The organism is Flavobacterium soli DSM 19725, assembly GCF_000422705.1.
In the GTDB taxonomy this organism is placed as follows: domain Bacteria; phylum Bacteroidota; class Bacteroidia; order Flavobacteriales; family Flavobacteriaceae; genus Flavobacterium; species Flavobacterium soli.
In genome coordinates this window covers 214536-233488 of record NZ_AUGO01000006.1, presented here as the reverse complement: position 1 = coordinate 233488, position 18953 = coordinate 214536, and the positions used below count along the sequence as shown (strand labels likewise).

Annotated in this window: 12 protein-coding genes; 6 read left to right on the top strand and 6 right to left on the bottom strand. The window is 36.0% G+C overall.

Annotated elements, in window-relative coordinates:
* Positions 1 to 10: 10 nt before the first annotated feature.
* Genes uxuA through G508_RS0108370 form a run of 3 tightly spaced genes read right to left on the bottom strand, consistent with a single transcriptional unit; the run spans position 11 to position 4127 of the window.
* Positions 11 to 1171 (bottom strand): mannonate dehydratase, encoded by a 1161-nt coding sequence (gene uxuA, locus G508_RS0108380; RefSeq protein ID WP_157485926.1) that lies wholly within the window; start codon positions 1169 to 1171, stop codon positions 11 to 13.
* Positions 1172 to 1197: 26 nt separating this feature from the next.
* On the bottom strand, positions 1198 to 1935 hold the full coding sequence (locus G508_RS0108375; protein WP_026704897.1) for an SDR family NAD(P)-dependent oxidoreductase: 738 nt from the start codon (positions 1933 to 1935) through the stop codon (positions 1198 to 1200).
* A 26-nt stretch (positions 1936 to 1961) separates the two neighbouring features.
* Positions 1962 to 4127, bottom strand: a complete 2166-nt coding sequence (locus tag G508_RS0108370) for an alpha-glucuronidase family glycosyl hydrolase (protein WP_035694420.1) — start codon at positions 4125 to 4127, stop codon at positions 1962 to 1964.
* 320 nt (positions 4128 to 4447) lie between these two features.
* On the opposite strand from G508_RS0108370, the gene uxaC reads away from it, so the two are divergent.
* From uxaC to G508_RS0108350, 4 genes are read left to right on the top strand one after another with little or no spacing between them, the layout of a single operon-like run.
* Positions 4448 to 5845 carry a glucuronate isomerase gene (uxaC, locus tag G508_RS0108365; RefSeq protein ID WP_026704895.1) on the top strand — a complete coding sequence of 466 codons (1398 nt, stop codon included), beginning with the start codon at positions 4448 to 4450 and terminating at the stop codon, positions 5843 to 5845.
* A 20-nt stretch (positions 5846 to 5865) separates the two neighbouring features.
* On the top strand, positions 5866 to 6876 hold the full coding sequence (locus G508_RS0108360) for a sugar kinase (RefSeq protein ID WP_026704894.1): 1011 nt from the start codon (positions 5866 to 5868) through the stop codon (positions 6874 to 6876).
* A gap of 34 nt (positions 6877 to 6910) precedes the next feature.
* Positions 6911 to 7582, top strand: coding sequence for a bifunctional 4-hydroxy-2-oxoglutarate aldolase/2-dehydro-3-deoxy-phosphogluconate aldolase (locus G508_RS0108355; protein ID WP_026704893.1), 672 nt, complete (start codon positions 6911 to 6913; stop codon positions 7580 to 7582).
* Entirely contained in the window at positions 7579 to 8880 is a 1302-nt protein-coding gene (locus G508_RS0108350) for an MFS transporter (protein ID WP_026704892.1), read from the top strand. Before G508_RS0108355 ends, G508_RS0108350 begins: the two co-directional genes overlap by 4 nt.
* A gap of 130 nt (positions 8881 to 9010) precedes the next feature.
* On the opposite strand, the gene G508_RS0108345 is transcribed toward G508_RS0108350, so the two are convergent.
* Positions 9011 to 10063: a LacI family DNA-binding transcriptional regulator gene (locus G508_RS0108345; protein ID WP_026704891.1), complete on the bottom strand. Its 1053-nt coding sequence runs from the start codon at positions 10061 to 10063 to the stop codon at positions 9011 to 9013.
* Positions 10064 to 10301: 238 nt separating this feature from the next.
* Here G508_RS0108345 and G508_RS0108340 point away from each other — a divergent pair, with 238 nt between their 5' ends.
* Together G508_RS0108340 and G508_RS0108335 are read left to right on the top strand one after the other, a co-directional pair.
* Positions 10302 to 12932 carry a beta-glucosidase gene (locus G508_RS0108340; protein ID WP_035694412.1) on the top strand — a complete coding sequence of 877 codons (2631 nt, stop codon included), beginning with the start codon at positions 10302 to 10304 and terminating at the stop codon, positions 12930 to 12932.
* A gap of 132 nt (positions 12933 to 13064) precedes the next feature.
* Positions 13065 to 14765: a sodium:solute symporter family transporter gene (locus G508_RS0108335; protein ID WP_026704889.1), complete on the top strand. Its 1701-nt coding sequence runs from the start codon at positions 13065 to 13067 to the stop codon at positions 14763 to 14765.
* Positions 14766 to 14865: 100 nt separating this feature from the next.
* On the opposite strand, the gene G508_RS0108330 is transcribed toward G508_RS0108335, so the two are convergent.
* On the bottom strand, positions 14866 to 16182 hold the full coding sequence (locus tag G508_RS0108330) for a tetratricopeptide repeat protein (RefSeq protein ID WP_026704888.1): 1317 nt from the start codon (positions 16180 to 16182) through the stop codon (positions 14866 to 14868).
* A gap of 19 nt (positions 16183 to 16201) precedes the next feature.
* Positions 16202 to 18826 (bottom strand): DNA gyrase subunit A, encoded by a 2625-nt coding sequence (gene gyrA / locus G508_RS0108325; protein ID WP_026704887.1) that lies wholly within the window; start codon positions 18824 to 18826, stop codon positions 16202 to 16204.
* Between the last annotated feature and the right edge of the window lie 127 nt (positions 18827 to 18953).

Here is an 18953-nt window from a genome sequence, read left to right as displayed (position 1 = left end):
AAAACTTAATTTATTGCAACTTATACCCTATTCCCATTTCCAATCCTCTCAATTCAGCAAGGCCTTTTAGTCTTCCAACTAAAGAATAACCAGGATATTGCTCGATTCCTTCTTCGATGGCATGAAGAAAGCCATGATCTGGTCTCATTGGCAAACTGATCTCTCGTTTCTTCATCAAAAGAATCAGTTTTTCCATAATAGCTTCCATATTGTTATCGCCATTCAAATGTTCGGATTCCCTGAAAACACTGTCATTTTCACGGATTACATTTCGCAAATGCAAGAAATGAATCCTGTCTCCATGTTCCTCAATCACACGTTCCAAATTATTCTTCGGATTCGCTCCTAAAGAACCTGTGCAATAACACAATCCATTTGCTTTTTGAGGAACAGCATCAAAAATAGCCTTGATATCTTCTTCTGTAGAAACAATCCTAGGAAGTCCCAAAACCGAAAACGGCGGATCATCGGGATGAATGGCCAATTTTGAGCCTAATTCTTCAGCCACTGGAGCCACTTCCGAAAGGAAATAAACAAGATTTTCTCTTAATTTTGTATTATCTATGTGCTTGTAATCGTCTAATAATGAAAGGATTTGTTCAGCTGTGAAATTGATTTTACTTCCTGGCAAACCTAGCAATACATTCTTGAAAAGCAGTTTCTTATCGTCTTCAGAAAGTGTACTTCCAAATTCCAAAGCACTCGATTTTTGAGCATCTGTATAATCGTTTTCAGCATTTGGTCGTTTCAGCAAATGCAATTCAAAGTAAGTAAATGCATCCTGATTGTATAGCAAAGCTTTACTTCCGTCACCATTTGCATAATCGTGATGAGTCCTTACCCAATCAAGGATAGGCATGAAATTATACGTAATCACTTTGATGCCACAATCCGACAAATTCTTCAAGCTAATCTTATAATTTTCAATGTGTTGCTTATAATTTCCAGTAGCTCGTTTGATTTCCTCGTGAACAGGAAGACTTTCTACTACCGTCCACTCCATTCCTGCTTCGCGAACAATTTGCTGTCTTTCTTTGATGGCTTCAACAGGCCAAACTTCTCCGACAGGAATTTGGTACAAAGCCGTTACAATTCCGGTTGCACCAGCTTGCCGAATATCAAGCAAACTAACGGTATCTTGAGGTCCAAACCACCTCATGGTTTGTTGCATTTTTATCATGACAAATATTATTTAGATTAAAAACCGATGCTGTTTCCGCCATCGACAGGCAAAATGGTTCCAGTTGTAAATTTAGATTCGCTTGAAGCAAAATAATAAACGGCATCTGCTATATCAGATGGATCGCCCAAGATTCCCATCGGAGTTCTTCCCAAGACTTTATTTTTTCGTTCTGGATCGCTGTCCAAAGCAGTAGCCGACATTTTGGTTTTGATAAATCCTGGAGCCACACAATTAATTCGGATACCAAATTGTGCCAACTCAACTGCCATAGCTCTTGTCATCGCTTCAATTGCACCTTTACTTGCAGAATAGGCAATTACTTTTGGCAATCCATATTGCGAAGCCATCGAGCTAATATTTACAATATTTCCACCTTTATTTTCTTTCATGTTTTGTACCACGGCTTTGCTTACGGCGAAAACACTCAAAACATTGGTGTGAACAATTGACATAAATTCTTCATTGGTAACCTCCAAAAATTCTTTTTTCAAGTTGATTCCGGCATTGTTTACCAAAATATCAACAGGACCGTTTTGGGTAATTGTGGCAATCATTGCTGGAATTCCATCAAGGTCATTCAAGTCAAAAATAACAGGAATGGCATTTTTGCCAATTTCCTTACAAGCGTCTTCTGTTTTATCTTTTGATCTTCCGATAATGTAAGTTTTCACGCCATTATCGCATAATTTTTTTGCTGTTGCAAAACCTAAACCAGAATTTCCTCCGGTTACAATTGCAGTTTTCGTACTCATTTTCTTCTTCTTTGTTTTTGTTTTTATTAATTTCCTGGGGCAAATGGAAACTTCAACGATTTGAAATGTTCCAACGTTTGTGTGGGTTTTTCAACTCCTTCTGGCAATTGCTTTCCAGAATACTGTTGAAAATAGAGCAAACAGGCATCTCGCCACCATTTTGCTTCTTTTAATTGTATTTGCAGTAACATCTGAACTTCTTTAAAACGTTCAGCATCAACATATTTTTCGGTTGCATTCCAAGTTTTAATCATTTCTTCGACTTGATCCACACCTTCTTGGTATTTTAATGCCATTCCGTCCCAAAGTGTTCTACCATTTTTTAATTTATGATCCCATGAAACATGATGGAACCACAACAGATCTTTCTCTGGACAAGTAACAAGATTATCATACATTCTGGCAACTTCTGGAGAATACTGTGCTACAGCATTACTTCCCGTTTTAGATCTGTCGAAGCCAATTCCCTTTTTATCAGCCTTGTGATAATAGACTGGATTCCAATCAGGTCTCCCTAGATTACTAACCCAGGGTCCTGGGCCATAATGATGACCTGTATCCATGATGTGGTGTAAACCAAGCGGTGTCATGTAATTCACAACCGCTTCACGCGAATCCATCATCATTTCCTTTACGGGTTTAATGAAATTTTCATCGTTCGAAAAAGTTGACCTAATCCATTCGTCCGCAATTGTTTCGGAGTCCAAATAAGGATTCCAAGCCAATCTTCCGAAGCCATACCAATTGGCTTGACCAAAAGGATGACCTGTCCAATTAATGTCGCTTCCGATATTGGCTACACCAGCAATTCCGGTCAATTTATGATTATCCAAACTGCCATCTACCACTTTTGCAACGGTTGAACCTTTTCCTTTTTGATAGGTATCGGCTTCTAAAACTTCTTGAAATAATTTTGGAAGAAAAACCAAATGTGTACTAAATCCGAGATATTCCTGAGTGATTTGAAACTCCATCATCAACGGCGTTTTGGGCATTGCACCAAACATCGGATGAAAAGGTTCTCTGGGTTGGAAATCAATCGCACCATTTTTCACTTGAACAATTACGTTATCTTTAAATCTTCCGTCATACGGAACAAATTCTGAATAAGCCTGCTTTGCTCTATCGCTTGCATCGTGTTCTGAATACACAAAAGCCCTCCACATCACAACTCCACCAAAAGGAGCTACGGCATCGGCCAGCATATTGGCACCATCAACATGATCCCTTCCATAATTTTGAGGGCCAGGTTGTCCTTCTGAATTTGCTTTTACCAAGAAACCTCCAAAATCTGGAATGCGTTTGTAAATTTCTTTCGATTTTTCTTTCCACCAATTGATTACAGTTGCATCTTTCGGATCGGCGGTTTTCAATCCTCCAATTTCAATTGGAGCCGAAAAACGGGCGGTCAAATAGACTTTAATTCCGTAAGGCCTGAAAACATTCGCCAAAGCCTCTACTTTTTCAAGATATTGTGGTGTTAGGATTAAAGCGTTGGCATTCACATTGGTTAAAACGGTTCCGTTGATGCCTATTGAAGCATTTGCTCTTGCATAATCAATGTAACGTTGGTCAATAAATTCAGGTAATTTCTGCCAATTCCAAAGCGATGCACCAGCATAACCTCGTTCCACAGTTCCATCTAGATTGTCCCAATGGTTCAAGATTCGGATGTTTGTTTTTGGAGAATCTACAATATTTAAATTGTCAATCGATTTGTTGGTTTGCACCAATCGTAGGAAGCTGAAAATGCCATATAAAACGGCAACATCATTTTTTCCTGTAATTAAGATATGGTTTTTATTTTTATAAGAAATGGTCTTGATTATAAATCCATCATTATTGATTGCTTCAAAATCTTTTGATAGCTTTTTCTGAATTTCGGCATCTAAGGAAGATTTAGAACCAAAAATCAATAAATTTTCTCCTTCTATTTTTGATTGAACGGCTATTTTTATGCCTAACATACTTTCTAAAGCAACTCCCAATTCCTTTGATTCAACCTTTGATGTTTCTGAATTTTCCAACGAAACAATACCTGAAATTTTGGAGTTGTATTTGATAATCAACTCTTGATTATTTTTCTTTTCATATTGCAACCATAACTTATAATCTTTTTGCGAAAAAGATAAAAAAGGAGTCAATAACAAGATGATTTTGAGCAGAAAAAAAAGTCTTTTTGGAGCAATCATAAATATATGGACTAAAGGGTTATTTATTTTAAAAACACTATTAATTCCCGATTAAAAAAACACATTTAATAATTTTAAAGTAAAAACATTGCATTTTATCAAGTACAGAAAAATATTTATTTTATATTTGCAATCGGTTGCGTAAAAGTATGGCATTGTATTTTAAGAAAAAAATTAAATGTTGATTTTTTTTATTTTTAAGAAATACAGCTGTTTTGAAAAGGCATTTTTCATAACGAAAATTAATACTTTTCTCTTACTTTTAGAAAACAAATGATTTAACCAAAATTGATTGTATAAACAAAAATATCTTAAAATTAATGAACAGTTTTATTGATCAAAACTTCTTATTAGAAACTGAATATGCAAGAATACTTTACCATAATTATGCTAAGGATCTTCCTATTATAGATTATCATAACCATTTGCCTCCAAATGAAATTGCCGAAAATAAAAGCTTCGCCAACCTAACCCAGCTTTGGCTTGATGGCGATCACTACAAATGGAGAGCGATGCGGAATTTGGGAGTTGCAGAGCACTATATTACAGGAAAAAGCTCTGATTCAGAAAAATTTCAAAAATGGGCTGAAACTGTTCCTTATACTTTGAGAAATCCATTGTATCATTGGTCTCACTTGGAATTAAAACGTTATTTCAATATTGAAACTTTACTAAATGCTAATACTGCTTCAGCCATTTACAATAAGTGTAATGAGCTTTTGCAACAGTCTGAATTTTCTACCCAAGGTTTATTATTAAAACAAAACGTAGAATTGCTTTGCACAACAGATGATCCGTTGGATGATTTAAAACATCATTCCCAAATTGCAAAATCTGATTTTCAAACAAAAGTCTTACCTACTTTCAGACCTGATAAATTCATTAATATTGATAGTGAAGCCTTTAATGATTACCTTCTAAATATTTCAAAAATAGCAGGTTATCAAATAAATGATTTAGAATCCTTATTAAATGCCATTCAAAACAGAATTGATTATTTTGAAGCAATTGGCTGTAAATTATCCGACCATGGACTTTCGCATCTTTATGATATTGATTTTACAGAAATAGAGATTGATACAATTTTAAAGAAAAGATTGCAAAATAATTCCTTATCTAAAGATGAGATTTCGAAGTTTAAGACTGCAATTTTGATCTATTTAGGCACTTTTTATGCCGAAAAAAACTGGACGATGCAGTTGCATTTGGGACCAATTAGGGATACCAATAAATTATTATTGAAAACGGTTGGGGTTAATGCTGGTGTTGACAGCATCGGCGATTTCAAACAAGCCGAACAATTGGCTGGCTTCCTAAACAGATTAAATGAAAAAGGACTGCTTCCTAAAACAATAATTTACAATTCTAATCCGGCAGACAATGATGTTTTTGCTACAATGGCAGGAAATTTCAGCGAAGACGGTATAAAAGGAAAAGTGCAATTTGGAGCCGCTTGGTGGTTTTTGGATCAAAAGGATGGCATAACCAAACAAATCAATTCACTTTCAAATATGGGACTTTTGAGTACATCGCTAGGAATGCTAACCGATAGTCGAAGTTTCTTATCCTTTCCAAGACATGAATATTATCGTAGAATCTTATGCAATATTTTAGGTAATGACATAAAAAACAGTGAATTACCAAATGATATGGAGTGGATTGGAAAAATAGTTCAAGATATTTGCTACAACAATGCAAAAGCCTATTTTAATTTTTAATGGAACATAAAAAAGTAAAATTGAAAAAAGTCATCACTTTTGGAGAAGTCCTTCTACGACTTTCTACACCCGACTATTTAAGGTTTTCACAAAGCTCAAACTTCAATGCCGATTATGGTGGAAGCGAACTCAATGTGGCGACTTCATTGGTACAATTTGGTATGGAAGCTGAATTTGTAACCCGAATTCCCAATAACGACATTGGTTTTTCGGCCTTGAGCCTAATAAAGAAGCTAGATGTTGGAACTGATTTCATCGTGAAAGGTGGCGACCGATTGGCAATTTATTTTCTTGAAAAAGGGGCTGCAATGCGAGGTAGTAAAGTAGTTTATGACCGTGCTTTTTCTTCTTTTTCGACATTAAAAAAAGGAATGATCAATTGGGAAGAGGTTTTTGAAAACGCTGGTTGGTTCCATTGGTCGGGCATTACAGCAGGAATTTCGCAAGATACTGCTGATGTTTGTCTGGAAGCGATTGAAAAAGCAAATGAATTCGGCTTGACCATTTCAACCGATTTCAATTACCGTCAAAATCTTTGGAACTATGGCAAATCACCAGGTGAAATAATGGAAAAAATGGTCGCTCTTTGTGATGTGATTCTGGCAGGAGATTATGCTTCACAACAATATTTCAATATCATTCCCGAAGGAAACTCAGAAGCTGATTTGCAGTTGTCACTTTGTAAAAAATTATCCGAAAGATTTTCGAAAGCCAAGAAAATAGCCATAACCAATAGAGTTGACAGCAGTGCTTCCCAAAATATGTGGTCGGCAATTTTATATAATGGAAAAACAATCAAGATATCAAAAACTTACGAAATCAATTATATTGTTGACCGAATTGGAGCTGGAGACAGCTTTATGGGTGCTTTGATTTATGGACTGCATCATTTTGACGATCAAAAAGCCTTGGAATTTGCCGTTGCTGCATCTTGCTTGAAGCATACTATCTATGGGGATGCAAATTTAGCAACAGTTGCCGAAGTAGAAAAACTCATGAATGGCGATGGTTCAGGACGAGTTGTTCGATAATTTGTAGACTTTACAACTTTTATAAAAAATATAAATGAAAACATTTTCAAGAATTGAAGTTGCCTTAACGATGGAAAAAACAGGACTCGTACCCCTCTTTTACCATCCTGATGCAGAAGTAGCCAAAAAAGTAATAAAAGCTTGCTATGATGGTGGAGCCCGACTTTTGGAATTTACTCACAGAGGTTTGTTTGCTCAAGAGGTTTTTGCCGAATTAAGTAAGTATTGCAGTAAGGAATGTCCAGAAATGATACTTGGAGTTGGATCGATAACCGATGCCGGGACTGCTTCCTATTATCTAAATATTGGGGCTCAATTCATTGTGACACCCCTTTTTAGAGAGGATATCGCTATCGTTTGTAACCGTAAAAAGGTATTATGGTCGCCAGGTTGTGGTTCACTAACAGAAATTGCAAAAGCTGAAGAATGGGGCTGTGAAATTGTAAAGTTATTTCCGGGAGAAGTCTATGGGCCAAATTTTATAAAAGCAGCAAAAGCACCACAACCTTGGACTAAAATAATGCCAACTGGCGGTGTTGACACTACAGAAGAAAGTTTGAAATCATGGTTTGATGCTGGTGCAACTTGTGTTGGAATTGGATCTAAATTGATAAGCAATGATATTATCGCCAATAGCAAATACGAAGAACTTACACAGAAAGTGAAGCAAGTTATTGACATCATTCAAAAAAATAAAATAGTATGAGTACTCCCAAAATAGGAAATTACAGATGGACAATTTGCAGCTTGGTTTTCTTTGCCACAACGATCAACTATCTGGACCGAAATGTCATCAGTTACTTAAAGCCATTTTTAGCTGAAGCTTTCAATTGGACTGCTGAACAAGAAGTTAGAGATTATTCAAATATTGAAATTGCTTTCAAATTATCCTATGCAATTGGGATGATTTTTGCAGGCGGTTTCATTGATAAATTCGGAACCAAAATTGGTTATGCCATTGCAACTGGGCTTTGGAGTCTTGCTGCAATGCTACACGCTTTTGCCACTGGAACGTTGGGTTTTATTTTTGCCCGAATATTTTTAGGGATAACTGAAGCTGGAAACTTTCCTGCTGCGATAAAGGCTACAGCCGAATGGTTTCCACAAAAAGAACGTGCCTTGGCAACAGGTGTTTTCAACTCAGGAAGCAATATAGGATCGATACTTGTTCCGCTAACTGTTCCGTTTATTGCGATAACTTGGGGATGGCAATGGGCTTTTATTTTAACTGGTGCTATTGGTTTTGTATGGTTAATTTTTTGGTTCTATTTTTTCGAAACTCCCGAAAAACAAAAGAAACTTTCTATTGCAGAACTCGAATACATCAATGCTGATGCAGAAGTAGAAACCAATCAGGAAAAGGTTTCATGGATGAAATTACTTTCGTTTCCGCAAACTTGGGCCTTTGCCATTGGAAAATTTTTAACTGATCCTGTTTGGTGGTTTTACCTCTTCTGGTTGCCTGATTTCTTGATGAAAGAATATGATTTACCGGTTACTCAAGTTATTTGGCCATCGGCTTTGGTTTATACTATGGCAAGTGTTGGTAGTGTTTTTGGAGGTTGGTTGCCAATGAATTTAATCAATAGAAATTGGCCTGCCTACAAAGCCCGAAAAATGAGCATGTTGTTTTTTGCTGCTTTGGTTTTGCCTGTAATTTTCTCGCAATATTTAGGAACCATCAATATGTGGTTGGCAATAACTGTCATCGGACTTGCAGCAGCTGCTCATCAAGCTTGGAGTGCGAATATTTTCACAACCGTTTCAGATATGTTTCCTAAGAAAGCCACTGCATCTGTAACAGGAATTGGCGGGATGTTCGGAACTTTTGGAGGAGTTTTACTAACTTGGTTAGTTCAGAAAAACATGTTTGTTTATTACACCAAAATTGGAAAAATAGAAACTGGCTATTTCATCATGTTCTGCATTTGTGGTGGTGCCTACGTTGTGGCTTGGTTAGTAATGCACTTTTTGGTTCCGAAAATGAAAAAAATCGAACTCTAGGCTATACAAACTACATATTTATCATCTTTAAAAAGATACAAAATGCACTAATTTTCATAAACGAATTTGTGAAAATTAGTGCATTTTGTGTTTAATTTTTTAAAGCATTTTTATCAAGATGCTAAGAACTCTAAGATTGTTTTTTAGATGATTCTCTAGCAACAACTTCAGTATTCAAAAACGTAACTTCGGTAATATTATCCTTGTTAGAGGCATTGGCGTTGTTACGCAAAGATTTCAAATGATTGATAACTTTTTTGGCAGATGTCTGACCCATTTTTACAGCCGGATGAGAAATGGTAGAAAGTCCAGGATCGATAATTGAAGCAATCGGATCATCGTTAAAACCAATTATAGCAATGTCTTCGGGAATTTTCAAGCCTCTTTTTTTAGCAGCTTGGATGGCTCCAACAGCTGCCGTATCATTTGAAGCAAAAATTCCGTCAGGCGGATTCTGAAGATCAAAAAAGGCATTACTTGCCGTTTCCCCGTCTTCAAAAGTCAATCCTGTAGAATCGACAATTAAGGCTTCATCGACAACCAAATTAGATTCCAACAAAGCATCAACATAACCTCTTCTTCGTTCTGAATACGTATTTCGATGTAACGAACCTGTAATATGAGCGATGCGTTTACAGCCTTGTTCGATCAAGTGTTTTGTAGCTTTATAACCGGCCGAATAATTGTCGATCATAACACGATACGTATTAAAATCTTTCGGAACCCTATCAACAAAAACCAAAGGGATATTCTTGTCGATAAATTTTTGAAAATGAGAAGTGTCACGAGTTTCCATAGCCAAAGAGCAAATTATACCACATACCCTACTGTCGTATAAAGCTTTAGATAAATTTACTTCATCATTATATGAATCATGACTTTGCGTAATCATGACGCTGTAGCCTGCTTTTTGAGCGGTTTCTTCAATACCACTAATCAAAGATGAAATAAATGGTCGGTTGATTCGCGTCACCAAAACCCCAATGATTTTGGTTTGATTACCTCTTAAACCCGCTGCCAAAGTATTGGGACGAAAACCCATTTCTTCAGCCGCTTTTTTTACTTTTTTAATCGTTCTATCACTTATACTTGGATGGTCTTTCAAAGCTCTTGAAATAGTTGAAGTCGCCAAGCTCAATCGCTCTGCTATATCATAAATGGTAACATCTCTCTTTTCTTCCATGAATCTTAAATATCTAACAAATATACATTTTTTGATTATAAAATAATTACAAAATATTTTTGCCTAAACGTTATTTTTAACACATATTATTTACAATTAATGCATTACATCTAAAATATTTTTTATTTCTTTACACAATCGGTTGCATTTACTTTAGACCTAATATAATTTTTGTAAATAACTGATTTTTTTAGGCATTCTTCATTTTTTGACATTATTAAAATCAAATACTATACTTATGAAATCAACCTTCATAATTTGCAAAACACTAGTCGTTTTATTTATTTCAAACAATTGTCTTTCCCAACAAGTGGATAAAAAATTTGTTTTTCGAGATCATAATCGTTCTTTCGAAGAACGTGTTGATGACTTGGTTAGCAAGTTAACGCTTGAAGAAAAAGTAGCTCAAATGCTCAATTCCTCCCCTGCCATACCAAGACTGGGAATTCCAGCTTATGATTGGTGGAATGAAACGCTTCATGGTGTGGCAAGAACTCCATTTAAAACAACCGTTTTCCCTCAAGCAATTGCAATGGCTGCTACTTTCGACAAGAATTCGCTTTATAAAATGGCCGATTATTCTGCTTTAGAAGGAAGAGCGATTTATAACAAGGCCGTGGCATTAAGAAGAACCAATGAAAGGTATCTCGGACTAACCTATTGGACTCCAAATATCAACATTTTTCGTGATCCTCGTTGGGGTCGTGGCCAGGAAACCTATGGAGAAGATCCTTTTCTGACGGCGGAATTAGGTGATTTTTTCGTTAGAGGTCTTCAAGGTGATGATCCTAAATACCTAAAAGCGGCAGCTTGTGCAAAGCATTATGCGGTTCACAGCGGTCCAGAACCTTTGCGTCACACTTTTGATGCAGATGCAACACCTTATGAGCTTTGGGACACTTATCTTCCCGCTTTCAAAAAACTAATTACGGAGTCTGAAGTCGCTGGAGTGATGTGTGCTTATAATGCCTTCAGAACCGAACCTTGTTGTGCAAGCGATATCTTAATGAATGATATTTTGAGAAAGCAATGGGGATTTAAAGGCTATGTAACTTCAGATTGTTGGGCAATTGACGACTTCTTCAAAAACCACAAGACGCATCCTGATGCCGCATCCGCTTCTGCAGATGCCGTTCATCATGGAACTGACATTGATTGTGGAACTGATGCCTATAAATCTTTGGTTGAAGCCGTAAAGAAAGGATTAATTACTGAAGCTCAAATTGATGTTTCAGTAAAAAGACTATTTATGATTCGTTTCCGACTTGGAATGTTCGATCCTGTTTCAATTGTAAAATATGCCCAAACCTCAGAATCGATTTTAGAAAGTGCACCTCACAAGGAACATGCTTTGAAAATGGCTCAACAATCGATGGTTTTGCTCAAGAATGAAAACAATATTTTACCACTAAATAAAAAGCTAAAGAAGATTGCGGTTTTAGGTCCAAATGCCGATAATTCTATCTCTATTTTAGGTAATTACAATGGTATTCCGTCTGAATTGAGTACCGTTTTAAAGGGAATCAAGGATAAAGTGGGTAACGATACCGAAGTGGTTTATGAGAAGGCGATTAATTTTACGAATGATACACTTTTAGTCTATTCAAATCTAAAAAATCAATATGCTTTCGAGGGAAAATTTGGCTTTAAAGCCGAATATTTCAACAACAAAAATCTTGAAGGAAAACCCGAAGCCGTTCGAACTGAAACTGAAATAAACAATCTTTGGCAAGAAGGCGAAGTTGTAATTGGAAATATAAAAGCCAATAATTTTTCGGCTCGATATACTACCAATTTTACTGCTACTGAAAACGGTTCTATCACTTTCGAGTTAAATGCAGATGACGGATACCGCTTTTTCATCGATGGAAAGCAAGTTTTAGATGCTTGGTCAAAAAACCGTTGGGGAGAAAAAACTTATTTGTTGGAAACTCAGAAAGGAAAAGTATATAATTTGGTAGTCGAATATTGGCAAGGCGAAGGCAAAGCCAATGTAGCCTTCAATGCTGGGAATTTCGTTAAAACCGATTTCAATGCAATGATTTCTAGACTAAAAGATGCTGATGCATTTGTTTTCGTTGGTGGAATATCACCTCAATTGGAAGGCGAAGAAATGCCTGTGAACTTCCCGGGTTTTGAAGGTGGCGACCGAACTTCAATTTTACTTCCTACTGTTCAAACCGAATTAATGAAAAAGCTGAAAAGTACTGGAAAACCACTCGTTTTCGTGATGATGACAGGAAGTGCAATTGCAACCCCTTGGGAAGCTGAAAATGTTGATGCCATTCTAAATTCTTGGTATGGAGGCCAGTCGGCTGGTACGGGTGTAGCCGATATTTTATTTGGCGATTACAATCCTGCCGGAAGATTGCCAGTTACTTTCTATAAAAGTGATGACGATCTCCCCCCTTTTGAAGACTATAAAATGGACAACCGAACGTATCGTTATTTCAATGGAAAACCGCTTTACGGATTTGGTTACGGCTTAAGCTATACCACTTTTAAATATGAAGAAGCCAAAATTCCATCAAAAATAAAAAAAGGAAAAGATCTTTTGGTTGAAGTAAAAATCACCAATACTGGAAAAATTGCAGGAGATGAAGTGGCTCAATTGTATGTTATCAATCAAGATAATTCAATAAAAGCTCCTTTGAAAACATTGAAAGGATTTGAAAGAATTCACTTGAAAGCCGGTGAAACCAAGACCGTAATTTTCAAATTATCGCCTCTAGATTTGTCCTACACTACATCCGAAGGAAAATACCAACAATTTAATGGAAATGTCAAAATAGCCATTGGAGGAAATCAACCTGACGAAGCCAACAAAACCAATGGAAATGTGATTGTTAAAATGATTCAGATTAATTAAATCACCTACTTTTTTGTTTTTAAAAAATAATTAGTGTTAATTTGACACTTATTAAGAAATCGATATAGTCAACCACTATTTGTAGTGATTAAAAAACTTTAACCCTCTATTAAAACTAACCATTTTAACATTATGAGTAAATTTTCAAGCATTGATTACATTATTTTTATTGTCTATTTTTTTCTGGTAGCCGGTTATGGTTATTGGATCTATAGTCGAAAAAAGAACAAAGGAGAATCCGAAACCAAAGATTTTTTCCTTGCCGAAGGCTCGCTCACTTGGTGGGCAATTGGAGCATCTTTAATCGCTTCAAATATTTCTGCAGAACAATTTATCGGAATGAGTGGTAATGGTTTTGTAGTCGGGATAGCAGTTGCGGCTTATGAATGGTTGGCAGCCATCGCCTTGATAATTATTGCAGTTTGGTTTATTCCTGTATATCTGAAAAACAAAATTTTCACGATGCCGCAGTTCCTGCAAACACGTTACAATGAAACTGTGAGTTTGATTATGGCGATTTTTTGGTTGTTCTTATACGTTTTTGTCAACCTTACTTCTATCCTGTTTTTGGGAGCCTTAGCAATTGACAACATTGCTGGTGGAGGTTATTTTCATATCATCATCGTTTTGATGGCTATTTTCGCTTTGGTAATTACACTTGGTGGTATGAAAGTGATTGGTTTTACAGATGTTATTCAGGTTGTGGTTTTAATTATTGGAGGTTTGGCAACCACTTACATTGCCTTGACGATGGTTAGCGAACGTTTTGGCTTAGGACATGATGTTCTAGCCGGATTTACTACAATGATGAAACAAGCCCCTGATCATTTTAAGATGATTTTAGACAAGCCAGGACCTGGATCCTCACAAGCCGACATTAATAAATACTTAATGCTTCCCGGGATTGCAATGTATTTTGCAGGTCAATGGATTGTGAATCTAAATTATTGGGGTTGCAACCAATATATTACACAAAGAGCTCTAGGAGCTGATTTAAAAACCGCTAGAACCGGAATTCTTTTTGCTGGATTTATCAAATTAGGAATGCCAATTATCGTGATGCTTCCTGGAATTGCAGCTTATGTGTTGTACCAAGATGGCGCTTTGCAAGCTGAGATGGCTCCAGGAGGAAGTTTCAATGCGGATAATGCTTATTCGGCTATTTTAGGATTTCTTCCATCAGGGTTGAAAGGACTTTCTTTGGCAGCTTTGACGGCTGCGATTGTGGCATCACTTGCTGGAAAAGCAAATAGTATCTCAACAATTTTTACTTTAGACATTTATAAAAAATATATTAATAAAGGTGCTAGCGAGAAAAAAATGGTCAATATAGGCCGTTTGACGATCTTGGTAGCAATGGCTCTTTCTGTTTTATTGACTTGGAAAGATTTATTGGGAATTGGTGGTGAAGGTGGTTTTACTTTCATCCAAAAATATACAGGTTTCATTAGTCCGGGAGTTTTTGCAATGTTTATTTTGGGTATGTTTTGGAAACGCACAACAGGTGCTGCTGCTATCGTCGGAATGCTAACGGGCTTCTTGCTTTCGGTATTCTTCAATAATTATGCACCAGCAGTTTTTGGAAACGAAACTTGGATTTATACTGCGTTTCCAAATGGAAAAGGAGGATTCGAAATTCCTTTCCTAATTTGTATGGGGCTGGCTTTTGCCTTCACAATGTTGGTTATGATCTTGATGAGTTTGGCTGGACCAAAAATCAACCCAAAAGCATTTGAACTCGATAAAAGCATGTTTAAAGTTGAGCCTTCAACTATGGTTTTAATTGTTGTAACGGTACTTTTGGTAATGGCTTTGTATGTGAAATTCTGGTAAGGAATTAATTATTAATCACCATAAAAAAATACCCCAAAAAGCTAGATACTTTTTGGGGTATTTTATAATAAAGAGTTTTTATAACTTTTATAAATCCTAACTATTCCTTCATAGTAGCTTTTAATGCTTTCGCTTTATCAGTCATTTCTAAAGCATTATAAACATTTATCAAAACCTTTTTAGCTTCAACATTTTTATCATCAAGACTTATAGTTTTCTCTAGGTTAGTAATTGCACCTTTCAAAACCTCTTCTCTTTGTTTTTTCAAAACATCATACTTCTTATTATCAGCAGCTGAAGTTCCCAATTTGTTCATCTGATCTAATAACACTTGAGATTCATCAATCCTTATAGCAGAAAGGTTATAATAGGCATTTGCATAATTTGGATTGATACTTAGTGCTTGGTTATAATATTTTTCTGCGTTTTTTAAATCTTTATTATTACTGCTAATGACACCTAGATTAAATATTAAATCTACATTATTTGGATCTTTTTCCAGAACTTGATTGATGGCATTTTTGTAAGATTCCATATCATTAGTTTTTAAATACAAATCGGCTTCTGATAATATCAATGAAGTATCGTCAGGATTAGCTTGTCTTGCATCTTGAATAGCTTTTTTGGCTTCTTCAATTCTACCTTTTTGAACTAATATCAAAGCAATATTTTTATAAATTTCTCCTCTTTTTGAAGGTTCATTCTCATCTCTTGGAGCTGTGTGAGTTCCAATTTTTACTGCAGCATCTCTGTTCGACTTTGAATCAAAGTAATTTTCAGCGTCGTTTGCTTTGCTTTTAGCGTAATAATTTGTTTTTTCACCAGAAAAATTTAGTGCTTTCAACTCTTCGTAATATTTTAGAGCCAAATCAAAGTCCTGAGCATTCACGGCATAACTTGCAGCATAGTATAATTTTTCCTGATCGTTTTTGTCCAAAAGATAAGTATTGTAAAAAACATTTGCAGCTTCAGCAAACTTTTTTTGGCTTCCTAAATCAATTGCATAATTTAAAAGAGAAGGTTTGAAAAAAGTTATAGTTTGTTTGATATTATCTGTATAAACTTTTTTTCCTGTTCTTTTTTCGTACTCCAACATTTCATTAGCTCCCTTTGTAAAAGTATCAACAGCAGCTGGTGTAACAAATTTTGACATTTGTTCTTGAGTAGCAGTAGTGCCTAAACTTTTAATTTCCACAACAGGTAACATTGCCTTATAGAAATTGGCATAAACCTTATCGCCTTCTTCAGTAGCCAAAGGTGTTAATTTTACTACATTCGCCTTGTATTCAATTACATCTTTAGCAGATGGTGCATCTTTTGAATACAATTTTTTAAGGGTTTTTAACTCGTCTTTCTGTGCAAAAGAACTTACCGAAATAAGCAATGCTGCTGCAAGTAGTACAAATTTATTTTTCATGATCGTTGTGTTTATATTATTACTCTTCCGATTCCTCTTCGTCAGAGTCATCTTCTTCTAATTCTTCGTCTTCAATTTCTTCGTCGGTATCGTCATCGTCGTCTGCTGTTCCATCGTCTTCAAGTACTTCCAAAACTGGTTTTACTCTTTCGATGGTTTCATCTACAATGATATTTCCGTCTTCGTCAACTGCTGGTTCAACAACATCATCTTTCATTACTTTAGTTACTGCAGCAATTGAATCGTTTCCTTTGATGTTGATTAATTTCACACCTTGTGTGGCACGCCCCATTACTCTTAGATCTTCAACCGCCATTCTGATGGTCAATCCAGACTTGTTGATGATCATTAAATCATCAGCATCAGTAACATCATTAATAGAGATTAATTTACCTGTTTTCTCAGTAATATTAAGGGTTTTAACTCCTTTTCCACCACGATTCGTAATTCTGTATTCATCAAGGCTAGAACGTTTTCCGTAACCGTTTTCAGCAACTACTAGGATTTCGCTACTCATATCATTTACAGTAACCATACCAATTACTTCATCAGTATCATCTTTTAAGGTAATTCCACGAACTCCAGAAGCTGTTCTTCCCATCGGACGTGTTTTAGTTTCTTCAAAACGAACTAGTTTACCTGATTTAACCGCTAAGATAATTTGGCTTTCACCATTGGTCAATTTAGCAGCCAATAATTCATCACCTTCCTTAATTGTAATTGCAGCAACTCCATTTACTCTAGGCTTAGAATATTTCTCCAAAGAAGTTTTCTTAACCTGACCTTTTTTCGTTACCATCACAAGGTTATGACTGTTGATATAGTCCTTGTCTTTTAAATCCTGAGTACAGATAAAAGCTTTCACTTTATCATCACTTTCAATATTCACCAAGTTTTGAATGGCTCTACCTTTCGCAGTTTTGCTTCCTTCTGGAATTTCATAAACACGCATCCAGAAACATTTTCCTTTTTGGGTAAAGAACATCATATATTGATGATTCGTTGCAACATACATGTGTTCCAAGAAATCCTGATCTCTTGTTCCGGCACTTTTTTGCCCAACTCCTCCTCTATTTTGTGTTTTGTATTCCGTTAAAGGCGTACGTTTGATATAACCTGCATGCGAAATGGTAATCACTACATTTTCATCAGCAATCAAATCTTCAATACTTACATCTCCACCAGAATATTCAATGATAGAACGACGTTCATCTCCATATTTATCACGGATTTCTGCCAATTCTTCTTTAATCAAATCCATTCTCATTTCTTTACTTGCAAGTAAAGCTCTTAAATGATCAATCAATTTCATGATTTCCTCATACTCCGCTCTCAATTTATCTTGCTCCAAGCCTGTCAATTGACGCAAACGCATCTCAACGATTGCTTTCGATTGGATTTCAGATAATTTGAAACGCTCCATCAATTTCTCTCTGGCTTCATCTGTGTTTTTAGACGAACGAATCAAGGCAATTACTTCATCAATATTATCCGAAGCAATGATTAAACCTTCAAGGATGTGAGCTCTTTCTTCTGCTTTACGCAACTCATATTGAGCTCTACGGATTACAACTTCATGACGGTGTTCCACAAAATAATGAATCAATTCTTTTAGATTCAACATTTGAGGTCTTCCGTTTACAAGTGCAATATTGTTTACACTGAAAGAAGATTGTAATTGTGTATATTTATATAAGGTATTCAATACCACATTTGGCACAGCATCACGTTTCAAGATGTAAACGATTCGCATACCATTTCGATCCGATTCGTCACGGATATTGGCAATACCTTCAATTTTTTTATCATTTACCAAGTCGGCTGTTTTCTTGATCATATCAGCTTTATTCACTTGGTATGGAATTTCAGTAACAATGATTGATTCACGTCCGTCAACTTCTTCGAAGCCTACTTTCGCTCTCATCACAATTCTTCCTCTTCCTGTTTTAAAGGCTTCACGAACACCTTCATAACCATAAATCACACCACCTGTCGGAAAGTCAGGTGCTTTGATATGGTTCATCAACTCATCGATTTCAATATCTTCATTTTCGATGTAAGCCAAAGTTCCGTTGATTACCTCAGTTAAATTGTGAGGTGCCATATTGGTAGCCATACCCACTGCAATTCCCGAAGCTCCATTTATCAATAGAGTCGGAACTTTCGTAGGCATTACTTTTGGTTCATATAAAGTATCATCAAAATTTAACTGGAAATCGACAGTTTCCTTGTCGATATCAGCCATAATTTCTTCTGATATTTTTTTCATTCTTGCTTCAGTATAACGCATTGCTGCAGGGCTATCACCATCCACAGACCCAAAGTTACCTTGCCCATCTACCAAAAGATAACGCAAACTCCACTCTTGTGCCATACGAACCATAGCATCGTAAACCGATGTATCGCCGTGTGGGTGATACTTACCTAAAACTTCTCCAACAATTCTTGCTGATTTTTTATGGGCTCTATTCGAAAGAACTCCTAATTCGTACATCCCGTAAAGTACTCTTCGGTGCACTGGTTTCAAGCCATCTCTAACATCTGGAAGTGCTCTTGATACAATAACTGACATCGAATAATCGATGTAAGCTGATTTCATTTCGTCCTCTATGTTTATAGGAATTAACTTTTCTCCGTCAGACATATTCTATAGTTATAATTAAATTTAATGTGTTTTAAAAAATCCTGCTAATATAACCTTTCTCAAACTTTTTTCGTATATAAATTAACAGAAATTTATTCGATTTATTAACATAAAACCAGCCGTTATT

Bases quoted from the DNA above. Each gene is read 5' to 3' on its own strand.
- uxuA (WP_157485926.1), bottom strand. From the start codon at position 1,171: ATGCAACAAACCATGAGGTGGTTTGGACCTCAAGATACCGTTAGTTTG.
- G508_RS0108375 (WP_026704897.1), bottom strand. From the start codon at position 1,935: ATGAGTACGAAAACTGCAATTGTAACCGGAGGAAATTCTGGTTTAGGT.
- G508_RS0108370 (WP_035694420.1), bottom strand. From the start codon at position 4,127: ATGATTGCTCCAAAAAGACTTTTTTTTCTGCTCAAAATCATCTTGTTA.
- uxaC (WP_026704895.1), top strand. From the start codon at position 4,448: ATGAACAGTTTTATTGATCAAAACTTCTTATTAGAAACTGAATATGCA.
- G508_RS0108355 (WP_026704893.1), top strand. From the start codon at position 6,911: ATGAAAACATTTTCAAGAATTGAAGTTGCCTTAACGATGGAAAAAACA.
- G508_RS0108350 (WP_026704892.1), top strand. From the start codon at position 7,579: ATGAGTACTCCCAAAATAGGAAATTACAGATGGACAATTTGCAGCTTG.
- G508_RS0108345 (WP_026704891.1), bottom strand. From the start codon at position 10,063: ATGGAAGAAAAGAGAGATGTTACCATTTATGATATAGCAGAGCGATTG.
- G508_RS0108340 (WP_035694412.1), top strand. From the start codon at position 10,302: ATGAAATCAACCTTCATAATTTGCAAAACACTAGTCGTTTTATTTATT.
- G508_RS0108335 (WP_026704889.1), top strand. From the start codon at position 13,065: ATGAGTAAATTTTCAAGCATTGATTACATTATTTTTATTGTCTATTTT.
- G508_RS0108330 (WP_026704888.1), bottom strand. From the start codon at position 16,182: ATGAAAAATAAATTTGTACTACTTGCAGCAGCATTGCTTATTTCGGTA.
- gyrA (WP_026704887.1), bottom strand. From the start codon at position 18,826: ATGTCTGACGGAGAAAAGTTAATTCCTATAAACATAGAGGACGAAATG.